Here is a 17,319-nt window from a genome sequence, read left to right as displayed (position 1 = left end):
CGGTCGTGCGCCGGATCCGCATCACGCTCGAGCACTGGGACAGCACGGAGCTCGGCTTCCAGGAGCAGGTGGTCGGCCGTCACAAGTACAGCGGCGCGCCGCTTGGCCAGAAGAACGAGTTCGAGGCGCTCGATCTCGATGCGACCGACAAGGACGGCAACCCGGTGATCCCCGACAACTCGCACGCGCGCCTCGCGTCGCCGCAGTTGAACAACGGCGCGCAGATCCTGCGCCGCGCGTACTCGTACAACGACAGCACGAACTTCTACATCGAGCGCTGGCCGCCGTGGCGCCAGCAGACGGAGTACGACGCGGGGCTGATGTTCGTCGCGCACCAGCGCGACCCGCGCAAGGGCTTCATTCCGATCAACGAGAAGCTCTCGAAAATGGACATCATGAACCAGTTCACCACGCACGTCGGCAGCGCGATCTTCGCGTGCCCGCCGGGCGCGCAACCGGGTTCGTATATCGGCGCCGCGCTGTTCGAGGCATGAGGACGCACAACGCAAGCCAAGGCACACCTTCCCGGCCCGTCCGGGTGCAACCTGCTAGAAACCACATGAACACTTCACCCGTTAGCCGCCCGCTGCGGCACCTGATTTCCGCGGCGGCCGCCGCGCTGATGCTGACCGGCGCACTGCACGCCGCGCGCGCACATGCCGCGACGCTCACGCTGTACAACGCGCAGCACGAGCAGGTCGTCAACCAGCTCGTCAAGGACTTCGAAGCACAAAGCGGCATCACCGTGAAGGTGCGCTCGGGCGAGGGCCCCGCCCTCGCCGCGCAGCTCATCGCGGAAGGCGACCGCACGCCGGCCGACGTGTACTTCACCGAGAACTCGCCGGAACTCGTGCTGCTCGACCGCAAGGGCCTGTTCGCGAAGACCGACGGCGCCACGCTGCAATCGGTGCCCGCGCGCTTCAATCCGGCGGACGGCAACTGGGTCGGCGTGCTCGCGCGCGAGAACGTGCTCGTCTACAACACCGCGAAGATCCAGCCACAGCAACTGCCCGCGTCGCTGCTCGATCTGGCGAAGCCCGAATGGAAGGGCAAGGTCGGCGTCGCGCCGAGCGATGCCGACTTCCTGCCGCTCGTGAGCGCGGTGCTCGCGCTGCACGGCGAAGCCGCGACGCTGCAATGGCTGAAGGGCCTGAAGGCCAACGCGCAGATCTTCGACGACGACGAAGGCGTGACGGCGGCCGTCAACCGCGGCGGCGTGCTGACCGGCATCATCAACAACTACTACTGGGACCGCCTGCACGCCGAGCTCGGCGACAAGTCGACCCGCAGCGCGATCTACCATTTCGGCAAGGGCGACGTCGGCGGCGCCGTCAACGTATCGGGCGCCGCGGTGCTGAAGGCATCGAAGCACCAGCCGGAAGCGCAGAAGTTCGTCGCGTATCTCGTCAGCGAGCGTGCGCAGAAACTGATGGCCGGCGGCCATATCAGCTTCGAGTATCCGCTGCATCCGGGCGTCGCGCCCGATCCGATCCTGAAGCCGTTCAACGAACTGAGCCCGCCGGCGCTGACGTTCGAACAGCTCGGCGACGACAGCCAGGCCGGCAAGCTGCTGCGCCAGGCAGGCCTGCTCTGACCATGAGCGACGCCGTGTCCCGCACGGCGAGCACCGCGCGCGACGGCGAGCGCACCGCGACACGGCGGCGCCCGTCGCGCGCGCTCGTTGCCGCAGCCGCGTGCGGGCCGCTCGCGATCCTGCTGCCGCTCGGCTTCACGCTGTACCGCGCGGCCACCTTCGGCATCGACGATGCGATCGAGCTGCTGTGGCGCCCGCTCGTCGGTGAACTGCTGGTCAACACGCTGTCGATCACGCTCGCCGCGACCCTCGCGTGCGCGCTGCTCGGCACGGCGCTCGCGTGGTTCATCGAGCGCACCGACCTGCCCGCCCGGCCGCTGTGGACCGCGCTCGCGGCCGCGCCGCTCGCGGTGCCGCCATTCATCACGAGCTATGCGTGGGTGTCGCTGAGCCTCGACCTGCAGGATTTCCTCGGCGCGCTGATCGTGCTGACTTCCGCGTACTTCCCGCTCGTCTACCTGCCGGTGGCCGCCGCACTGCGCGAGCTCGACCCCGCGCTGGAGGAAAGCGCGCGCACGCTCGGCTGCTCGCCGTGGCATACCTTCTTTCGCGTCGTGCTGCCGCAGTTGCGCCCCGCGCTGTGCGGCGGGATGCTGCTCGTCGCGCTCGGCGTGCTGTCCGAGTTCGGCGCATTCCAGCTGCTGCGCTTTCGCACGTTCACGACCGAGATCTATGCGGAATACCGCACCGCGTTCGACGGCGGCGGCGCATCGCTGCTCGGCTGCGTGCTGATCGCGCTGTGCCTGCTGTGCCTCGCGATCGAGGCACGCGCTCGCGGCCATGCGCGCTACGGTCATACGCACCGCGCCGCGCGCCGCGTCGCGATGCGTTATCCGCTCGGCCGTCTGCGCGGCCCCGTCACCGTCGCGTTCGCCGCACTCGCAGCGGCGACGCTCGGCGTGCCGCTCGCGATGATCGGCTACTGGCTCACGCAACAGGGCGCGGCCGCCGTCACGCCGGCCGACGTGTCGCCCGAGCTGCTGTGGCAGGCCACGCTTGCGTCGTCCGGCTATGGCCTGATGGCGGCGGCCGTCACGACGCTGCTCGCGCTGCCGCTCGCGTTCCTGCTGGTCCGTTATCCGGGCCGCGTCGCGACACTCCTCGAGCGCACCGCGATGACCGTGCAGGGCGTGCCTGGCATCGTCGTCGCGCTGGCGATCGTGTCGATCACGGTGCGGCTGCTGCAGCCGCTCTACCAGAGCGCACCGGCGCTCGTCGCCGCCTACGCGATCCTGTTCCTGCCGCTCGCGGTCGTCAGCGTGCGCGCCGCGCTGTCGCACGTGCAGGTCCGGCTCGAGGAAACCGCGCGCTCGCTCGGCCTCGGCTGGCGCGCGACGCTCACGCGCGTGGTGCTGCCGCTCGCGGCGCCCGGCCTCGGCGCGGCCGCGACGATGGTGTTCATCTCGGTCGTGACGGAACTCAACGCGACGCTGCTGCTGTCGCCGATCGGCACCCGCACGCTCGCGACGCAGGTGTGGAGCGATACGGCGACGCTCGCGTTCGCCGCCGCGGCACCCTATGCGGCGCTGCTCGTCGCGCTGTCGCTCGGCGCATCGGGACTGCTGTTCCTGCTGCTCGGCCGCGCGTCGGTGCGCAACTGAGCGCCGCCCTTTTCCCCGGAACCGCCCATGAGCGAACTACGCATCCACGGCCTGTCGAAATCGTTCGGATCGCATACCGTCCTGCACGACATCGACCTCACGGTGCGACGCGGCTCGCGCCTCGCGCTGCTCGGCCCGTCCGGCAGCGGCAAGACCACCCTGCTGCGCGTGCTGTGCGGCTTCGAACGCGCCGAGCGCGGCACCGTCGAAATCGATGGCCGCCGCGTGGCCGCGCCCGACGTGCACCTGCCGCCCGAACAGCGGCGGATCGGCTACGTGCCACAGGAAGGCGCGCTGTTTCCGCATCTGTCGGTGGCCGACAACATCGCGTTCGGTCTGCCGCGCGCGGCGCGGCGGCGCCATCTTCGCGTCGACGAACTGCTCGAGATGGTCGGGCTGCCCGCGTCGTATGCGAGCCGTGCGCCGCAGCAGCTGTCCGGCGGGCAGCAGCAGCGCGTCGCGCTGGCTCGCGCGCTCGCGCCCGAGCCGTCGCTCGTGATCCTCGACGAACCGTTCTCCGCGCTCGACACGTCGTTGCGCCACGAAACCCGCAGCGCGGTCGCGGATGCGCTCGCGGCAGCGGGCGCGACATCGGTGCTCGTCACGCACGACCAGCCCGAGGCGATGACGCTCGGCGACGAAGTGGCGGTGATGTGGCAAGGCCGGCTCGTGCAGACGGCCGCACCGCAGACGCTGTACCGGCAGCCCGTCACGCGCGACGTCGCGTCGTTCGTCGGGCAGGCCGTGCTGCTCGCCGGTCACGTGCGCGGCACGCACATCGCCTGCGCGCTCGGTGAACTGCCGCTCGTCGCGCCGCTGCCGGACGGGCCGGCCGATGCGATGCTGCGTCCCGAGCAGATCGGCATCGTGCCGGTCACGCACGCCGACGCGGCCCGCGGCCATACGGCGCGCGTCGAAGCCGCACAGTTCGCGGGCCAGGACGCCGACGTGCTCGTGCGCCTCGATGCCGATCTCGATGGACTCGTGCGCGTACGCGTGCCGGGACACCGGTGCCCAGCCGTCGGCGAACGCGTCGCATTGGTGGTGGATGGCGCGGTGATGGCGTACGCGCGCTGAGCGGCGCGGCCCGCCGCTACGCGCTTTTACTCGCGTTCACACGCGTTCAGGCATCGGCGCAGCCCGCATCCGGCAACGGCCGGAACGTCCGGCCCTCCGTCTCGACCACCGCGCCCAGCAGCCGCGCGAGCCCCTTCGCGCCTGCGCGCATCACGACGTCGTGGTTCCACCGGAACAGCGGGCGGCCGAGCGGCTCCAGCCGGTTCATCCAGCGCGCGTGCGTGCGGATGTGCCAGTCGTAGCGCACGATCGTACGTGCGCCGTCGGCAACGAACGACCAGCATCCGTCACCTTCGATCGCGCCGCTCGCGCGGCCTTCGAGCGCATGCGGCGGCTCGACGCGTCGCACGCGCATGTCGAAGGTCAGCCGGTACGGCAGCGCCCCCTTCCACGTGTACCGGTGCAGCGCGCCGACGCCGCGCGCATCGCCCGGCTCGATCTCGACGGTACTCACCGCGCCCTTCCACCAGCCGGGCCAGCGGTCGACCTGGTAGATCGCGTCCCACACCACCGCAAGCGGCGCGTCCACGCGCCAGATCGTCGAGAACCGGTATTCCGCCATGCAGCCTCCGGCATGCCCGTCAGGGGCATGAGTCAGCGCACCGTTCAGGGCGCGAAGAAGCGTTCGGGAAACGCGACGTCGATCTCGATGTCGTCGAGCGTCACGGTTTCGAGCGGCACGTCGTCATCTTCCGCGAAGCTGACGACCTTCAGCGGAAAGCCGTCCTCGGTATCCAGCCACAGCCGGTAGCGATGCACGCCGTCGACCACATGCGCAGGCGCGCCCGTGACCGACACCCGCAGCGCCGTCCGGCCGCCGACGGCCTCCTCGCCTTCGGTCACCGTCGCGCCGCCTTCCTGCAGCGCGTGGACGTTGCGCAGCAGTTCGCCCACGTCCGACCGGTCGACCCGGTGGCCGCTGCGGTCCCGCACGAGCGGATTGGACGGCGACAGCGTCAGCGCGGGCGGCGCATGCGCGCCGAACGGGCGCAGCCGCACCTTGCCGTCGCCGGGATCGTACGCGAGCACCGCGCCGTGATGCGGCGACACGAAATCCATCCGGACGAAGCCCGGTTTCAGGTACGCGTAACGGATTTCCGTCCGTTCGCCGCTGCGCGCGGACGAGCGGATCGTCGCGCGGTACGAGCGGACGTGGTCGAAATGCGCCTGCGCGACGGTCACGGGATCGGCGGTCATGCTCGCTCCTATCAGGCTCGCGGCCAGCAACGCGGCGATCACGGCGCCGCCTCGATATCGATCACGCCTTCCACCCCGCGCTCGCGACGGCTCCTGAAAAATAGCAGCCGATGCGTGCAATAGTAGGCGAACCGGCCCGGCTGTGCCGGCATGAAGCGAAACGTCTTCGGCGTCGCGCCGAGTTCGGTGTGCACCGCGATGCCGGCCTGCGGCGCATCGATTTCGAAGCTGTGCGGCACTAGGCCGGGCTCGGCCGACACGGTCAGCTCGACCGGCACGTGCGCATGCACGATCACGTGGTTCGGCCGGAAGAAACAGCTGCCGCCGACAGCGCGGGCGCGGCGCCCGGCAGCGGGAACAGCGCCTGCAGTGCATCGCGCTGCGTCCGGTAGTGCGACGAAAGAAAAGCCGCCCCCCAAAAAGACAACGCGGCATGACATTCCTGTCATGCCGCGTTGCGCGACCCGTTGCGCACGGTGGCCAATCCGGCGCCGCCGTGCGTGTCCGGCCGGTTACCTCGGCAGTGCGCCCGTCAGCGACTGGAGCAGCGACGACACCGGTGCGAGCGGGTTGCCCGGCGCGCTGTTGCCCGAGTGCGGCGTGACCGACAGGCTCGGTGCGGAGCCGAGTGCCGTGCCCACCGTCGTGCCGACCGCGTTGACGACCGTCGCCGTCGCGTTGGCGCCCGTCGTCAACAGCGAGCCGGCTGCACCCGCCGTGCCGCCGGCCGCGTTCGCGCCCGAGCCGAGCAGGCTGCCGCCCGCCGCTGCCGTCGAACCGGCCGCGCCCGACAGCGCGCCGGCCGCCTGCCCGAGGGCTACCGGACCATTCGCGAGTGCGCCCGTCACCGAACCGAGTGCACCGGTCAGTGCGCCAGCCGGGTTGCTGCCGCCCGTCAGGCCGCTCACGAGGTTCGTGATCGGTGCGATCGGGTTGTTGCCCGCTGCGCCCGACAACGTGCCGACGACCTGGTTCACGACGCCTTGCACCGGCGCCAGCGGGTTCGAGCCGCCGAGGTTGCCGAGCGTACCGACAACCTGGTTCACGACGCCCTGCACCGGCGCCAGCGGATTCGAGCCGCCAAGGTTGCCGAGTGCGCCCACGACGGAGCCGACCGCATTGCCCAGTGCGTTCGTGGCCGTGCCGACCGCATTGCTGTTGCCGAGCGTGCCGACGACCTGGTTCACGACGCCTTGCACCGGCGCCAGCGGGTTCGAGCCGCCGAGGTTGCCGAGTGCGCCCGTCACCGAGCCGAGTGCGCCGGTCAGCGCGCCGGCTGCGTTGCCGCCCGTCGGCAGCGCGTTCTGCAGGCCGTTGACGAGGTTCGTGATCGGCGTGATCGGGCTGCCGCCACCGGCGCCGGACAGCGTGCCGACCACCTGGTTCACGACGCCTTGCACCGGCGCCAACGGATTCGAGCCGCCGAGTGCCCCCGTCACCGAGTTCAGCGCGTTCGTCAGCCCACCGGCCGGATCGTTGCCGAGCGTACCCGCGAGTTGCGTGACGACACCTTGCACCGGTGCGAGCGGGCTCCCCGCGCCGCCGACGTTGCCGAGCGTGCCCGTGATCGTGTTGACGGCATTGCTCAGCGCGCCGGCCGGGTTGCCGCTGCCGAGCGTACCCGTGACCTGGTCGACGACGTTCTGGATCGGCGCCAGCGGGTTCGAGCCGCCACCGATGCCGCCCAGTGCGCCCGTCACCGTGCCGAGTGCGCCGGTCAGTGCGCCTGCCGGATTGCCACCGCCAAGCGCGCCCGTGACCTGATTCACGACGCCTTGGACCGGCGCCAGCGGGTTCGAACCGCCGCCGATACCGCCCAGAGCGCCCGTCACCGTACCGAGTGCACCCGTCAACGCGCCAGCCGGGTTACCACCACCGAGCGCACCCGTGACCTGATTCACTACGCCTTGAACCGGCGCCAGCGGGTCCGAACCGCCGCCGATGCCGCCCAACGCGCCCGTCACCGTGCCGAGTGCACCCGTCAACGCGCCAGCCGGGTTACCACCACCGAGCGCACCCGTGACCTGATTCACTACGCCTTGTACCGGTGCCAGCGGATTCGAACCGCCGCCGATACCGCCAAGCGCGCCCGTTGCGGTACCGAGTGCATTGCTTAGCGTCCCGGTTGCCGTGTTCAGCGCGCCAGTCAGCGCACCCGCCGGATTGCCGCCGCTCAGGGCGCCCGTCACTTGGTTCACGACGCCCTGCACCGGCGCCAGCGGGTCTGAGCCGCCACCGATGGCGCCCAATGCGCCCAGTGCCCCCGTCACGTTGCCGATCGCACCGGTCACCGTGCCTGCCGGATTGCCCGCACCGAGCTCACCCGCCACCGTACCGAGTGCGCCCGTCAATGCACTAGCCGGGTTGCCGTTGTTGAGGGCCGTCGTGACTTGATTGACGACGCCTTGAACCGCCCCCAGCGGGTACGAGCCACTGCCGATGCCACCCAGTGCGCCCGTCACCGTGCCGACTGCACCGGTCAACGCGCCCGCTGGGTTGCCACTACCAAGCGCGCCAGTCACCTGATTGACGACGCCTTGTACCGGCGCCAGCGGGTTCGACCCACCGCCGATACCGCCCAGTGCGCCCGTCACCGTACCGACTGCACCCGTCAACGCGCCTGCCGGGTTGCCGCCACCAAGCGCACCCGTCACCTGATTGACGACACCTTGAACCGGCGCCAGCGGGTTCGAACCACCGCCGACACCGCCCAGTGCACCTGTCACCGTGCCGAGTGCATCCGTCAACGCGCCAGCCGGGTTGCCGCCACCCAGCGCACCCGTCACTTGATTGACGACACCTTGAACCGGCGCCAGCGGGTTCGACCCACCGCCGATACCACCCAGTGCACCCGTCACCGTGCCGAGTGCGCCGGTCAGTGCGCCTGCCGGATTGCCGCCGCCAAGCGCCCCCGTCACTTGATTGACGACACCTTGAACCGGCGCCAGCGGGTTCGACCCGCCACCGACACCGCCCAGTGCGCCCGTCACCGTGCCAACCGCATTGCTCAGCGTCCCCGTCGCCGTATTCAGCGCACCGGTCAACGCACCCGCCGCGTTGCCGCCGCTCAGCGCGCCCGTCACCTGATTCAGCACGCCCTGGACCGGCGCGAGCGGCTGCACCGTGCCGCCGCCACCGCCGAGTGCGCCCGTCACCGCCCCCACTGCGCCCGACAGTACCTGGCCGGGATCGCCAAGCGACGTCTGGATCGCGCCCGCCCCGCCTGCCGCCACGGTGACCGAGCCCAGCGGCGACGTACCCGTCGCGACCAAACCGACCGACACGCTGTTCGTCGGCGGGTTGACGATCACTTGCGGAATCGGCAGCGAATCAAGTGCCCCCGCCATCGCGGAACCCGAAGCCAGCACCCCGAACACCGTCGCGACCGACAGCGCCACACCCGTCAATTTCAGATTGTGTCCCATCTTTATTTTCCCCATCTCGGTTGGCACAACGTTGATAAAGCATGGGGACGGATTGCACGAAGTGTGCCAATTCCAAAAACAGGATTGATTCGTCTGCCTATTGGCTGTCAATAACGCTTTTTAATCGATTTCAGACGAAATTCACGGCTCAGACGCCGCAATCATCTGATGAAAAACGCCGACGGAACGCGGATGTAACGTAACGTTTGCGAGCCCCGCGGTAACGTGTTCCGGTACATTCCGCGTAACACAGGAACAGCCGCCACGACGGCGTGCCGCTGCGTCATCAGCGGCCGTCCATTACGCATTTCAGCAATATGAAAATGCATTGATAAATCGCCGATTTGCTGATTTTCTTTATTTCGCGATTATCTTTCCTGCCGATTACGCAGATCATTTCCGATCGCGCGATTTCCGGTCATTCGGATGGCAGATTGAAACATTGTGAAAACCGGCGCACGTGACGCAGCGCGCGCCGCCGGATCAGCCGAAGCGCGCGGGCCGGTACGGACGGGGATCGATATAGGTTGGCGCGCCCGTCATCATTTCGGCGAGCAGGCGTCCGGTTGCGGGGCCGAGCGTGAGCCCGTGATGACAATGGCCGAATGCGAACCACAGGTGGCGATGGCGAGGCGCGGGCCCGATCACCGGGCGCATGTCGGGCGTGCACGGCCGCATCCCGAGCCACGGCTCGGGATCGAGCCGCTCGCCGATGCCGAACGCATCGCGCGCCAGCGGCTCGGCGCGCGCGAGCTGCACGCCGGTCGGCGGTGCGCCGCGCAGCGCGATCTCGACGCCGGTCGTGAGCCGCAGGCGGCCGCCTTCCATCGGCGCGACGACGAAACCTGCCTCGGTATCGCACACGGGCACGTTCAACGGCGCGCGCGTCGGCCGGTAATGCATGTGATAGCCGCGCTTCGCGCGCAGCGGAATCCGGTAGCCGAGCGGCGCGAAGACGTGATCGGACCACGGCCCGAGCGCAACCACGGCCGAGCGCGCCGAAATCGGCCCGTGTTCGGTGCCGACCTGCCAGCCGCCATCCACCTGCACGAGCGTCCTGGCGTCGCCAAGCGCGAACCTGCCGCCGTCGCACTCGAACAGCCGCGCGTAGGCCTTGGTCAGCCCGCCCGGGCTCGACACGGTCTTCGGGTCCTGCCAGTGGAATGCGCCGCAGAACGCGTCACTGATACCCGGCTCGCGCGCCCGCAACGCATGGGCGTCGAGCACGGTCATTCGCAGCCCGTGCGCGTCGGCCACGCGCTGCTGAGCACGGGCTTCCGCATCGAACAGCGCGGGCGAACGGAACGCCTCGATCCACCCGCCGTCGTGCACGAGCGGCTGGGCATCGGTGCGCGCGAGCAGCGCGTCGTGCTCCACGACGCTCGCCGCGACGAGCGGCAGCAGGTCGCGTGCGGCGGCCGCGAGCCGCTGCGGCGACGATTCATGCCAGAAGCGCGCGAGCCAGCCCGCATAGGCGGGCAGCGCGCGGTAGTCCCAGTAGAGATCGACCGAGCGGTTGCGCGCATAGCGCAGCAGCGTGCCGAGCCGGCGCGGAAACGCGTACGGCACGACCGACGAGCGCTCGATCAGCCCCGCATTGCCGTGGCTCGTTTCCTCGCCGGGCGCGCGCCGGTCGACGAGCGCGACGCGCAGCCCGCGATCCTGCAGATGCAGCGCCGACGACACGCCGACGATGCCGGCCCCCAGAACGATGACGTCGAAATCCATGGTTCCCCGTACTGCGTCGAGATTCGATGCGACACGCGCCGGCGCGGCGGCCGGCGCGCGGCGGTGATTACTTCGCGACGATGTCGCGCTTGAAGTACTTCCGCGACAGCGCGCTGAGCGTGCCGTCCTTCTTCAGCGCGTCGAGCGCGCCGACGATCTTCGCCTGCAGCGCCTTGTCGTTCTTGCGCATCCCGAAGCCCGTGCCCTCGCCGAGCGTCGCCGGATCCTTCAGCGGCTCGCCGACGATCTGGTAGTCGCGGCCGGCCGGCTTGTCGAGGAAACCGTCCTGCGCGGTCTGCGCTTCCTGCACGGCCGCGTCGAGGCGACCCGCGACGAGATCGGCGTAGATCTGGTCCTGATCCTGGTACGACACGACGGCCACGCCCGCATCGGCCCAGTGCGCCTTCAGGAAATCCTCCTGCGACGAGCCCTGCAGCACGCCGACGTGCTTGCCGCGCAGGCTCGCGGCGTCGGGCCGCAGCGGCGAGCCGTGCTTCGCGATCATCACGATCGGCACCACGTAGATCGCCGGCGTGAAATCGATGCTCTGCCGGCGTTTCGACGTGATGTTCATCGCCGAGTCGATCGCGTCGAACTTGCGCGCCTGCAGCGCCGGGATCAGGCCGTCGAACGCATTCTCGACCCACACGCATTTCATGTTCAGCTTCGCGCACACCGCGTTGCCGATGTCGACGTCGAAACCCTGCAACTGGCCGGCCGGCGTCTTGCTCTCGAACGGCGGATAGGCGGCTTCGATCCCGAAGCGCAACGTGGTCTGTTCCGCGTGGGCCGTGACGGCCGCGCAGGCAAGCGCCGCAGCGGCGCAAAGGGAGAGCTTCCAGTTCATGACGGTCCTTCCGTTCCGGATTGAGGCGATGAAGATCGGTACACGACGGCCCCGGCCGCGCGCCGGATCGGCATTCGAAGCAGGCGGCCGCCACGCGGCGACGCGTCGTGTCCTGCACGCGAAATATAGACTCAAAGTCTACTATAGACTATAGGGAATACGAGAATCTCGCCCTGATACGCGACGTCAAAAATTCGCCGCACGCCAGAAATGCCCATGATTTAGCGGCGTTTTTTTCTAACCACGCAACGACACGAAATCTCGAAAAGAAAAATTATCCCGATTTAGTTTGTCTATATTAGACTTTTAGTCCATCAAAAACATTGCCGGGCACCGTCGATCGAGACTGTCCTGTCCGGCCCCGACCGGAGATGTCCGCATGACGCAAACCGCCCCGACCCTGCCGCTGACCGTCGACGAAGCCGCGGTGCGCGCGGCCCTGCCGTCGCTCGACGTGCTCGGCACGCTGCGCAGCATGTTCGCGTCGCTCGCCGCGGCGCGCGCGGTGCAGCCGCCGCAAACGCTCACGCTGTTTCCCGACCAGGCCGGCGACTTCATCACGTATCTCGGCGCGCTCGCCGACGCGCAGGTGTTCGGCGCGAAGCTGTCGCCGTATGTCGTGACAGGCGGCAAGCCCGACGGGAGACCCATCGTCACCGCCTGGACCGCACTGATGTCGATGCGCACGGGGCAGCCGCTGATGTGGTGCGACGCGGGCCTGCTGACCGTCGAGCGTACGGCTGGCACGACCGCACTCGCGGTCGACTGCCTCGCGCCGCGCGACGCGCGCCGTCTCGCGATCGTCGGCGCGGGCGCGGTCGGCCTCGCGCACCTGCGGCACACGGCGGGATTGCGCGACTGGGAGACGATCCGCGTGTACTCGCCCGCGCTCGCCGGCGACGCGGCGCAACAGGCGACGCTCGCGCAGCGCGATCCGCGCGCACGGGCCGCGGCGAGCGTCGAAGCCTGCGTGCGCGACGCGGACGTGGTGATGCTGTGCACGTCGTCGGGCACGCCCGTGCTCGGCGACGGGATGCTCACGCGCCCCGCGCTCGTCACGTCGATCAGCACGAACGCCGCGCGCGCACACGAGATCCCGCCTGCCTGGCTGCCCGACATGGACGTGTACTGCGACTACCGGCACACGACGCCCGCGAGCGCCGGCGAGATGCAGATCGCCGCGGCCGAGCACGGCTGGGACCCCGCGCGGATCGCCGGCGACCTGCCCGCGCTCGTCGCCGGCACCTGTCCGGCTCCGTCGTACGCGCGTCACGCCTTCTTCCGTTCGATCGGCCTCGGGCTCGAGGACATTGCGATCGCGCACGCGCTGTACACGCACCTGACGCGCGCATGAGCGTCACGCGCGCGCGGGGCCGATACAATGGCGCAACCGCCGCCGCGGCCGCGCGCGGGCGCACGGGCATGCCGGCCACCGGTGCGCCGGCGCGCCGGCCCGATGCGCCGCCCGCCCCCCGCCCACCCGAGATGGCGAACCCGATGCGCAAGAAGAAATCCCCCGTCAAAGACCTGCTGCTCACCCGCTATGCGCCGATCGCCGACGGTATCGCCGCACTGTTCTTCCCGTACGCGGAAGTCGTGATCCACGACCTGCAAGACCAGACCGTGCTGTATCTCGCGAACAACCTGTCGAAGCGCGAGGTCGGCGACGATTCCGCGCTCGAGGAAATCGATCATTCGGCGCGCGAGCGCGTGATCGGCCCGTACGAGAAACTGAACTGGGACGGCCGGCGGATGCGTTGCGTGAGCAACGTGCTGTTCGACGACGAAGGCCGCCCGGCCGGGATGATGTGCATCAACTTCAACATCGCGGTGTTCGACGAGGTGCGCGCGACGCTCGACCTGTTCATCAAGGGCGCGGGCGTCGTCGCGCAGCCGGACGAACTGTTCCGCGACGACTGGCAGGAGCGCATCAACACGTTCCTGCACGGCTGGCTGCACGAGCGGCAGGTCGGGCTGAACGGGCTCACGCGCGAGCACCGGCGCGAGCTCGTCGAAGCGCTTTACGCGGAGGGCGCGTTCCGGGGCAAGAGCGCGGCGAACTACGTCGCGAACGTGCTCGGGATGGGCCGCGCGACCGTCTACAAGCACCTCAAGCACCTGAAGGAAACGCAAGGCGGCGCGTAAGCGACACGCGCCGCGGGCCAACTCGCCGGAACGCGCGGCGACTTCCGGCATCGGCAATCGCTATCGGGACGCCGCTTCCGTGTCGATGCTTCGCGATACGCCGGGCGCCCGTTTCGCATGGCCGCCCGGCCAAGACGAAGCGCCGAAGCACAAAATGATATAGTCCCGGTTACATTTTTTTGCTGCCCGGAATCGCCCATGACGACCGCTCCCGCCCCGACTGCCCGCCCGACCCTCACCGTCGAAATCTGGTCCGACCTGATCTGCCCGTGGTGCTGGATCGGCAAGCGCCGCTTCGACGAGGCGCTCGCCGCGTTCGCGCACGCCGACCGCGTCGACGTCGCGCTGCGCGCGTACCGGCTGATGCCCGGCCAGCCCGTCGAGCCGGTCGAGGCGATGCTCGCCGGCAAGTACCGGATGTCGCCCGCGCAGGTCGACCAGATGCTGCGTCAGGTGACCGATGCGGCCGCGAGCGTCGGGCTGCGCTACGACCTGCCCGGCACGCTCGTCGGCGATACGCTCGACGGCCACCGGCTCGTGAAGCTCGCGGAATCGACCGGCCGCGCGCACGCACTGACCGAGCGGCTGTACCGCGCGTATTTCTGCGAGCATGGCTCGCTGTTCGATCACGCCGAGCTGACCGAATTCGCGGTCGAAGCGGGGCTCGAGCGCTCGGCCGTCGAAGCCGTGCTGCGCAGTGACTTGTACCGCGACGAAGTCGAAGCCGACGCCGCGCGCGCCGCGCAGATCGGCGGGCGCGGCGTGCCGCTGTTCGTGTTCGGCGGCCGCTACGCGGTGTCGGGCGCACAGCCGGCCGATGCGTTCGCGCAGGCGCTCGACCAGGCGTGGCGCGACGGCATCGTCGAACTCGACGGCGGCGACGCGGCCGCCTGCGGCCCAGACGGCTGCGAACTGCCGGCGCGCTCGTAACGCCCGCCGCATTCATCGCGCGGGTGCCGACCGGACGCGCGACTCCGCTTCGCTGCTGCCACAAACCGGCAGGAAGCCCGCGCGGACGAGGTCTACAATGCATCCCTTCGAATCACCATCGGAAGGCTGCAAGCCCATGACCCACGGGATTCACGGCGAGAAGCGCTGGTACGCGCTGATCGTGCTCTGCCTCGGCGTGCTGATGATCGTGCTCGACAGCACGATCGTGAACGTGGCGCTGCCGTCGATCAGCACCGACCTCCACTTCACCGAGACGGCCCTCGTGTGGGTCGTCAATGCGTACCTGCTGACGTTCGGCGGCTGCCTGCTGCTCGGTGGCCGGCTCGGCGACCTGTACGGCCAGCGCCGCATGTTCCTCGCCGGCCTCGTCGTGTTCACGCTCGCGTCGCTCGCGTGCGGCCTCGCGCCATCGCAGACGATGCTGATCGCCGCGCGCGCGGTGCAGGGGCTCGGCGGTGCGGTCGTATCGGCCGTCGCGCTGTCACTGATCATGAATCTCTTCACGGAGCCCGGCGAGCGCGCCCGCGCGATGGGCGTGTACGGCTTCGTCTGCGCGGGCGGCGGCAGCATCGGCGTGCTGCTCGGCGGGCTGCTGACGAGTTCGCTGTCGTGGCACTGGATCTTCCTCGTCAACCTGCCGATCGGCGTCGCGGTCTATGCGATGTGCGTCGCGCTGCTGCCGCGCCTGCGCGCGCCGGCCGGCCCCGCGCGGCTCGACGTCGCGGGCGCGGTCACCGTGACTGCGTCGCTGATGCTGGCCGTCTACGGGATCGTCGGCGGCAACGAAGCCGGCTGGCTGTCGACACAGACCGTCGCGCTGATCGGCGCGGCCGTCGCGTTGCTCGCGCTGTTCGTCGCGATCGAGGCGCGCGCCGCGCACCCGCTGATGCCGCTCTCGCTGCTCGCCTCGCGCAACGTCGCGCTCGCGAACGTGATCGCCGTGCTGTGGGCGGCCGCGATGTTCGCGTGGTTCTTCCTGTCCGCGCTGTACATGCAGCGTGTGCTCGGCTACGGGCCGCTGCAGGTCGGCCTCGCGTTCCTGCCGGCGAACCTGATCATGGCCGCGTTCTCGCTCGGGCTGTCCGCGCGGATCGTGATGCGCTTCGGGATCCGCGGCCCGATCGCGGCCGGCCTGCTGATCGCGGCCTGCGGCCTCGCGCTGTTCTCGCGTGCCCCGGCGGACGGCGGCTTCGTCTGGCACGTGCTGCCCGGCATGACGCTGCTCGGCATCGGCGCGGGTATCGCGTTCAACCCGGTGCTGCTCGCCGCGATGAACGACGTCGATCCGGCCGATTCCGGGCTCGCGTCGGGGATCGTCAACACAGCGTTCATGATGGGCGGGGCGCTCGGCCTCGCCGTGCTCGCGAGCCTCGCGGCCGCCCGCACCGACGCGCTCGCGGCAGCGAACGCCACGCCGCTCGACGCACTGAACGGCGGCTACCATGCGGCCTTCGCGTTCGGCGCGGCGTTCGCTGCCGCGGCCGCGCTGATCGGCCTTGCGCTGCGCATCCGGCGGCTGGATGCGGTTGAGGGCGTCGGCCCCGCGATGCACTGACCGGCAGCCGGCGGCGCCCACCGCCGCCATCGAACCGGGGCGCGCACCGTCGCGCCCTTTTTTACGCGTGCCGGGCCGGCACGCGCGCCCGTTCCATCAGGCGTGTCGGACCGATCGCCGCGAGGAGGCCCGCAACCCCGCCCGCTCCGCTCAAACGCCTGTTTTACGTCAGGCCGGCCGCCCGCCGCACGGGCCTTCGCGACCGATTTTTAACGCAGTCGTACATCCACCCGCCACATTTGCGACAATGGCGGACTTTGACGCGCGCGCAGCGGCCGCGCGCCGCCGCCGAACGCCGCATAACCGCCTGCTCCCGATGTCGCTTCCCCATATCGATCTGCTGTACTCGTTGTCCGGCCTGTTCGTCGGCATCCTCGTCGGCCTGACGGGCGTTGGCGGTGGTTCGTTGATGACGCCGATCCTCGTGCTGCTGTTCGGCGTCCACCCCGCAACGGCGGTCGGTACCGACCTGCTGTACGCGGCCGCGACCAAGGCCACCGGTACGCTCGTCCACGGCCTGAAGGGTTCGATCGACTGGCGCATCACGGGCCGGCTCGCGGCGGGCAGCGTCCCGGCCGCGGCCGTCACGCTGTGGTGGCTGCATACGCACGGGATGAACGCGCCGGGCACCGCGCGCATGATCCAGCTCGTGCTCGGCGTCGCGCTGCTGCTCACGTCGCTCGCGCTGATCTTCCGGCCGCAGCTCGCCGCGTTCGCCGCGCGCAACCCGCTCGCGCCGAGCCCCGCGCGCACGCTGTGGTCGACCGTGCTGACGGGCGCCGTGCTCGGCGTGCTCGTGTCGATGACGTCGGTCGGCGCCGGCGCGATCGGCGTGACCGTGCTCCTGCTGCTGTATCCGGCGCTCGCGACCACCCGCATCGTCGGCTCCGACATCGCGCACGCGGTGCCGCTCACGCTCGTCGCGGGCATGGGCCACTGGCTGCTCGGCTCGGTCGACTGGTCGATGCTGGTGTCGCTGCTGCTCGGCTCGCTGCCCGGCATCGTGCTCGGCAGCCTGTTGTCGGCGCGCGCGCCCGAGCGGCTGCTGCGCAACCTGCTCGCCGCGACGCTCGTCGCGGTCGGCATCCGGCTCGTGCTCGCGTAACACGCGGCGCGAACACCGCGTCCTCGACGGTTTGACGCCATTTCGCTGCCGGCGCATGACGCGCCGGCGCATCGCCCGCCACTCATGAAAACAG

At 69.9% G+C, this 17,319-nt stretch carries 14 protein-coding genes and 1 pseudogene; 9 read left to right on the top strand and 6 right to left on the bottom strand.

The features are described 5' to 3' along the window. The 4 genes from HWX36_RS33160 to HWX36_RS33145 all read left to right on the top strand — a co-directional run. A partial coding sequence (locus HWX36_RS33160) for a Dyp-type peroxidase (RefSeq protein WP_175957990.1) occupies positions 1-494 on the top strand: 494 nt, incomplete at its 5' end. A gap of 65 nt (positions 495-559) precedes the next feature. Beyond that, entirely contained in the window at positions 560-1,594 is a 1,035-nt protein-coding gene (locus HWX36_RS33155) for an iron ABC transporter substrate-binding protein (protein ID WP_175957989.1), read from the top strand. A gap of 2 nt (positions 1,595-1,596) precedes the next feature. Continuing rightward, positions 1,597-3,195, top strand: a complete 1,599-nt coding sequence (locus tag HWX36_RS33150; RefSeq protein ID WP_175957988.1) for an iron ABC transporter permease — start codon at positions 1,597-1,599, stop codon at positions 3,193-3,195. Positions 3,196-3,222: 27 nt separating this feature from the next. After that, on the top strand, positions 3,223-4,272 hold the full coding sequence (locus HWX36_RS33145) for an ABC transporter ATP-binding protein (protein WP_175957987.1): 1,050 nt from the start codon (positions 3,223-3,225) through the stop codon (positions 4,270-4,272). A gap of 46 nt (positions 4,273-4,318) precedes the next feature. Here HWX36_RS33145 and HWX36_RS33140 read toward each other — a convergent pair whose 3' ends face one another. The 6 genes and pseudogenes from HWX36_RS33140 to HWX36_RS33115 all read right to left on the bottom strand — a co-directional run bounded on the left by HWX36_RS33140 (position 4,319) and on the right by HWX36_RS33115 (position 11,469). Next, positions 4,319-4,834 carry an SRPBCC family protein gene (locus HWX36_RS33140; protein WP_175957986.1) on the bottom strand — a complete coding sequence of 172 codons (516 nt, stop codon included), beginning with the start codon at positions 4,832-4,834 and terminating at the stop codon, positions 4,319-4,321. A gap of 44 nt (positions 4,835-4,878) precedes the next feature. After that, entirely contained in the window at positions 4,879-5,511 is a 633-nt protein-coding gene (locus HWX36_RS33135) for a DUF1571 domain-containing protein (protein ID WP_175957985.1), read from the bottom strand. Next, positions 5,508-5,798 (bottom strand): annotated as a pseudogene (locus HWX36_RS33130) (quinol oxidase); the annotation flags it as partial. The pseudogene HWX36_RS33130 and the gene HWX36_RS33135, both read right to left, overlap by 4 nt. 183 nt (positions 5,799-5,981) lie before the next feature. Beyond that, positions 5,982-8,894, bottom strand: a complete 2,913-nt coding sequence (locus tag HWX36_RS33125; protein WP_175957984.1) for a hypothetical protein — start codon at positions 8,892-8,894, stop codon at positions 5,982-5,984. 483 nt (positions 8,895-9,377) lie between these two features. Next, positions 9,378-10,622, bottom strand: a complete 1,245-nt coding sequence (locus tag HWX36_RS33120; RefSeq protein WP_175957983.1) for an FAD-binding oxidoreductase — start codon at positions 10,620-10,622, stop codon at positions 9,378-9,380. Between the two features lie 67 nt (positions 10,623-10,689). After that, a complete protein-coding gene (locus tag HWX36_RS33115) occupies positions 10,690-11,469 on the bottom strand; it encodes an ABC transporter substrate-binding protein (protein ID WP_175957982.1) in 780 nt (259 codons plus the stop codon). A 379-nt stretch (positions 11,470-11,848) separates the two neighbouring features. Between HWX36_RS33115 and HWX36_RS33110 the strand changes: the two genes are divergently transcribed. The 5 genes from HWX36_RS33110 (at position 11,849) to HWX36_RS33090 (ending at position 17,225) form a co-directional block, all read left to right on the top strand. Further along, entirely contained in the window at positions 11,849-12,823 is a 975-nt protein-coding gene (locus HWX36_RS33110; RefSeq protein WP_175957981.1) for an ornithine cyclodeaminase family protein, read from the top strand. Next, positions 12,820-13,614, top strand: a complete 795-nt coding sequence (locus HWX36_RS33105) for a PAS domain-containing protein (RefSeq protein ID WP_175957980.1) — start codon at positions 12,820-12,822, stop codon at positions 13,612-13,614. Before HWX36_RS33110 ends, HWX36_RS33105 begins: the two co-directional genes overlap by 4 nt. A 198-nt stretch (positions 13,615-13,812) precedes the next feature. Next, complete coding sequence (locus tag HWX36_RS33100; protein ID WP_175957979.1) at positions 13,813-14,544, top strand: DsbA family oxidoreductase; 732 nt, start codon at positions 13,813-13,815, stop codon at positions 14,542-14,544. A gap of 136 nt (positions 14,545-14,680) precedes the next feature. Then, positions 14,681-16,120, top strand: a complete 1,440-nt coding sequence (locus HWX36_RS33095) for a DHA2 family efflux MFS transporter permease subunit (RefSeq protein ID WP_175957978.1) — start codon at positions 14,681-14,683, stop codon at positions 16,118-16,120. 316 nt (positions 16,121-16,436) lie between these two features. Then, complete coding sequence (locus tag HWX36_RS33090; RefSeq protein ID WP_175957977.1) at positions 16,437-17,225, top strand: sulfite exporter TauE/SafE family protein; 789 nt, start codon at positions 16,437-16,439, stop codon at positions 17,223-17,225. Positions 17,226-17,319 lie beyond the last annotated feature (94 nt).

The sequence above is a fragment of the Burkholderia sp. BCC0405 genome, assembly GCF_902833075.1.
Lineage (GTDB): Bacteria > Pseudomonadota > Gammaproteobacteria > Burkholderiales > Burkholderiaceae > Burkholderia.
This window is presented reverse-complemented; position numbering and strand designations above follow the sequence as displayed.

Coding starts and splice junctions, on each gene's coding strand:
- HWX36_RS33155 (WP_175957989.1), top strand. CDS start 560: ATGAACACTTCACCCGTTAGCCGCCCGCTGCGGCACCTGATTTCCGCG.
- HWX36_RS33150 (WP_175957988.1), top strand. CDS start 1,597: ATGAGCGACGCCGTGTCCCGCACGGCGAGCACCGCGCGCGACGGCGAG.
- HWX36_RS33145 (WP_175957987.1), top strand. CDS start 3,223: ATGAGCGAACTACGCATCCACGGCCTGTCGAAATCGTTCGGATCGCAT.
- HWX36_RS33140 (WP_175957986.1), bottom strand. CDS start 4,834: ATGGCGGAATACCGGTTCTCGACGATCTGGCGCGTGGACGCGCCGCTT.
- HWX36_RS33125 (WP_175957984.1), bottom strand. CDS start 8,894: ATGGGACACAATCTGAAATTGACGGGTGTGGCGCTGTCGGTCGCGACG.
- HWX36_RS33120 (WP_175957983.1), bottom strand. CDS start 10,622: ATGGATTTCGACGTCATCGTTCTGGGGGCCGGCATCGTCGGCGTGTCG.
- HWX36_RS33115 (WP_175957982.1), bottom strand. CDS start 11,469: ATGAACTGGAAGCTCTCCCTTTGCGCCGCTGCGGCGCTTGCCTGCGCG.
- HWX36_RS33110 (WP_175957981.1), top strand. CDS start 11,849: ATGACGCAAACCGCCCCGACCCTGCCGCTGACCGTCGACGAAGCCGCG.
- HWX36_RS33105 (WP_175957980.1), top strand. CDS start 12,820: ATGAGCGTCACGCGCGCGCGGGGCCGATACAATGGCGCAACCGCCGCC.
- HWX36_RS33100 (WP_175957979.1), top strand. CDS start 13,813: ATGACGACCGCTCCCGCCCCGACTGCCCGCCCGACCCTCACCGTCGAA.
- HWX36_RS33095 (WP_175957978.1), top strand. CDS start 14,681: ATGACCCACGGGATTCACGGCGAGAAGCGCTGGTACGCGCTGATCGTG.
- HWX36_RS33090 (WP_175957977.1), top strand. CDS start 16,437: ATGTCGCTTCCCCATATCGATCTGCTGTACTCGTTGTCCGGCCTGTTC.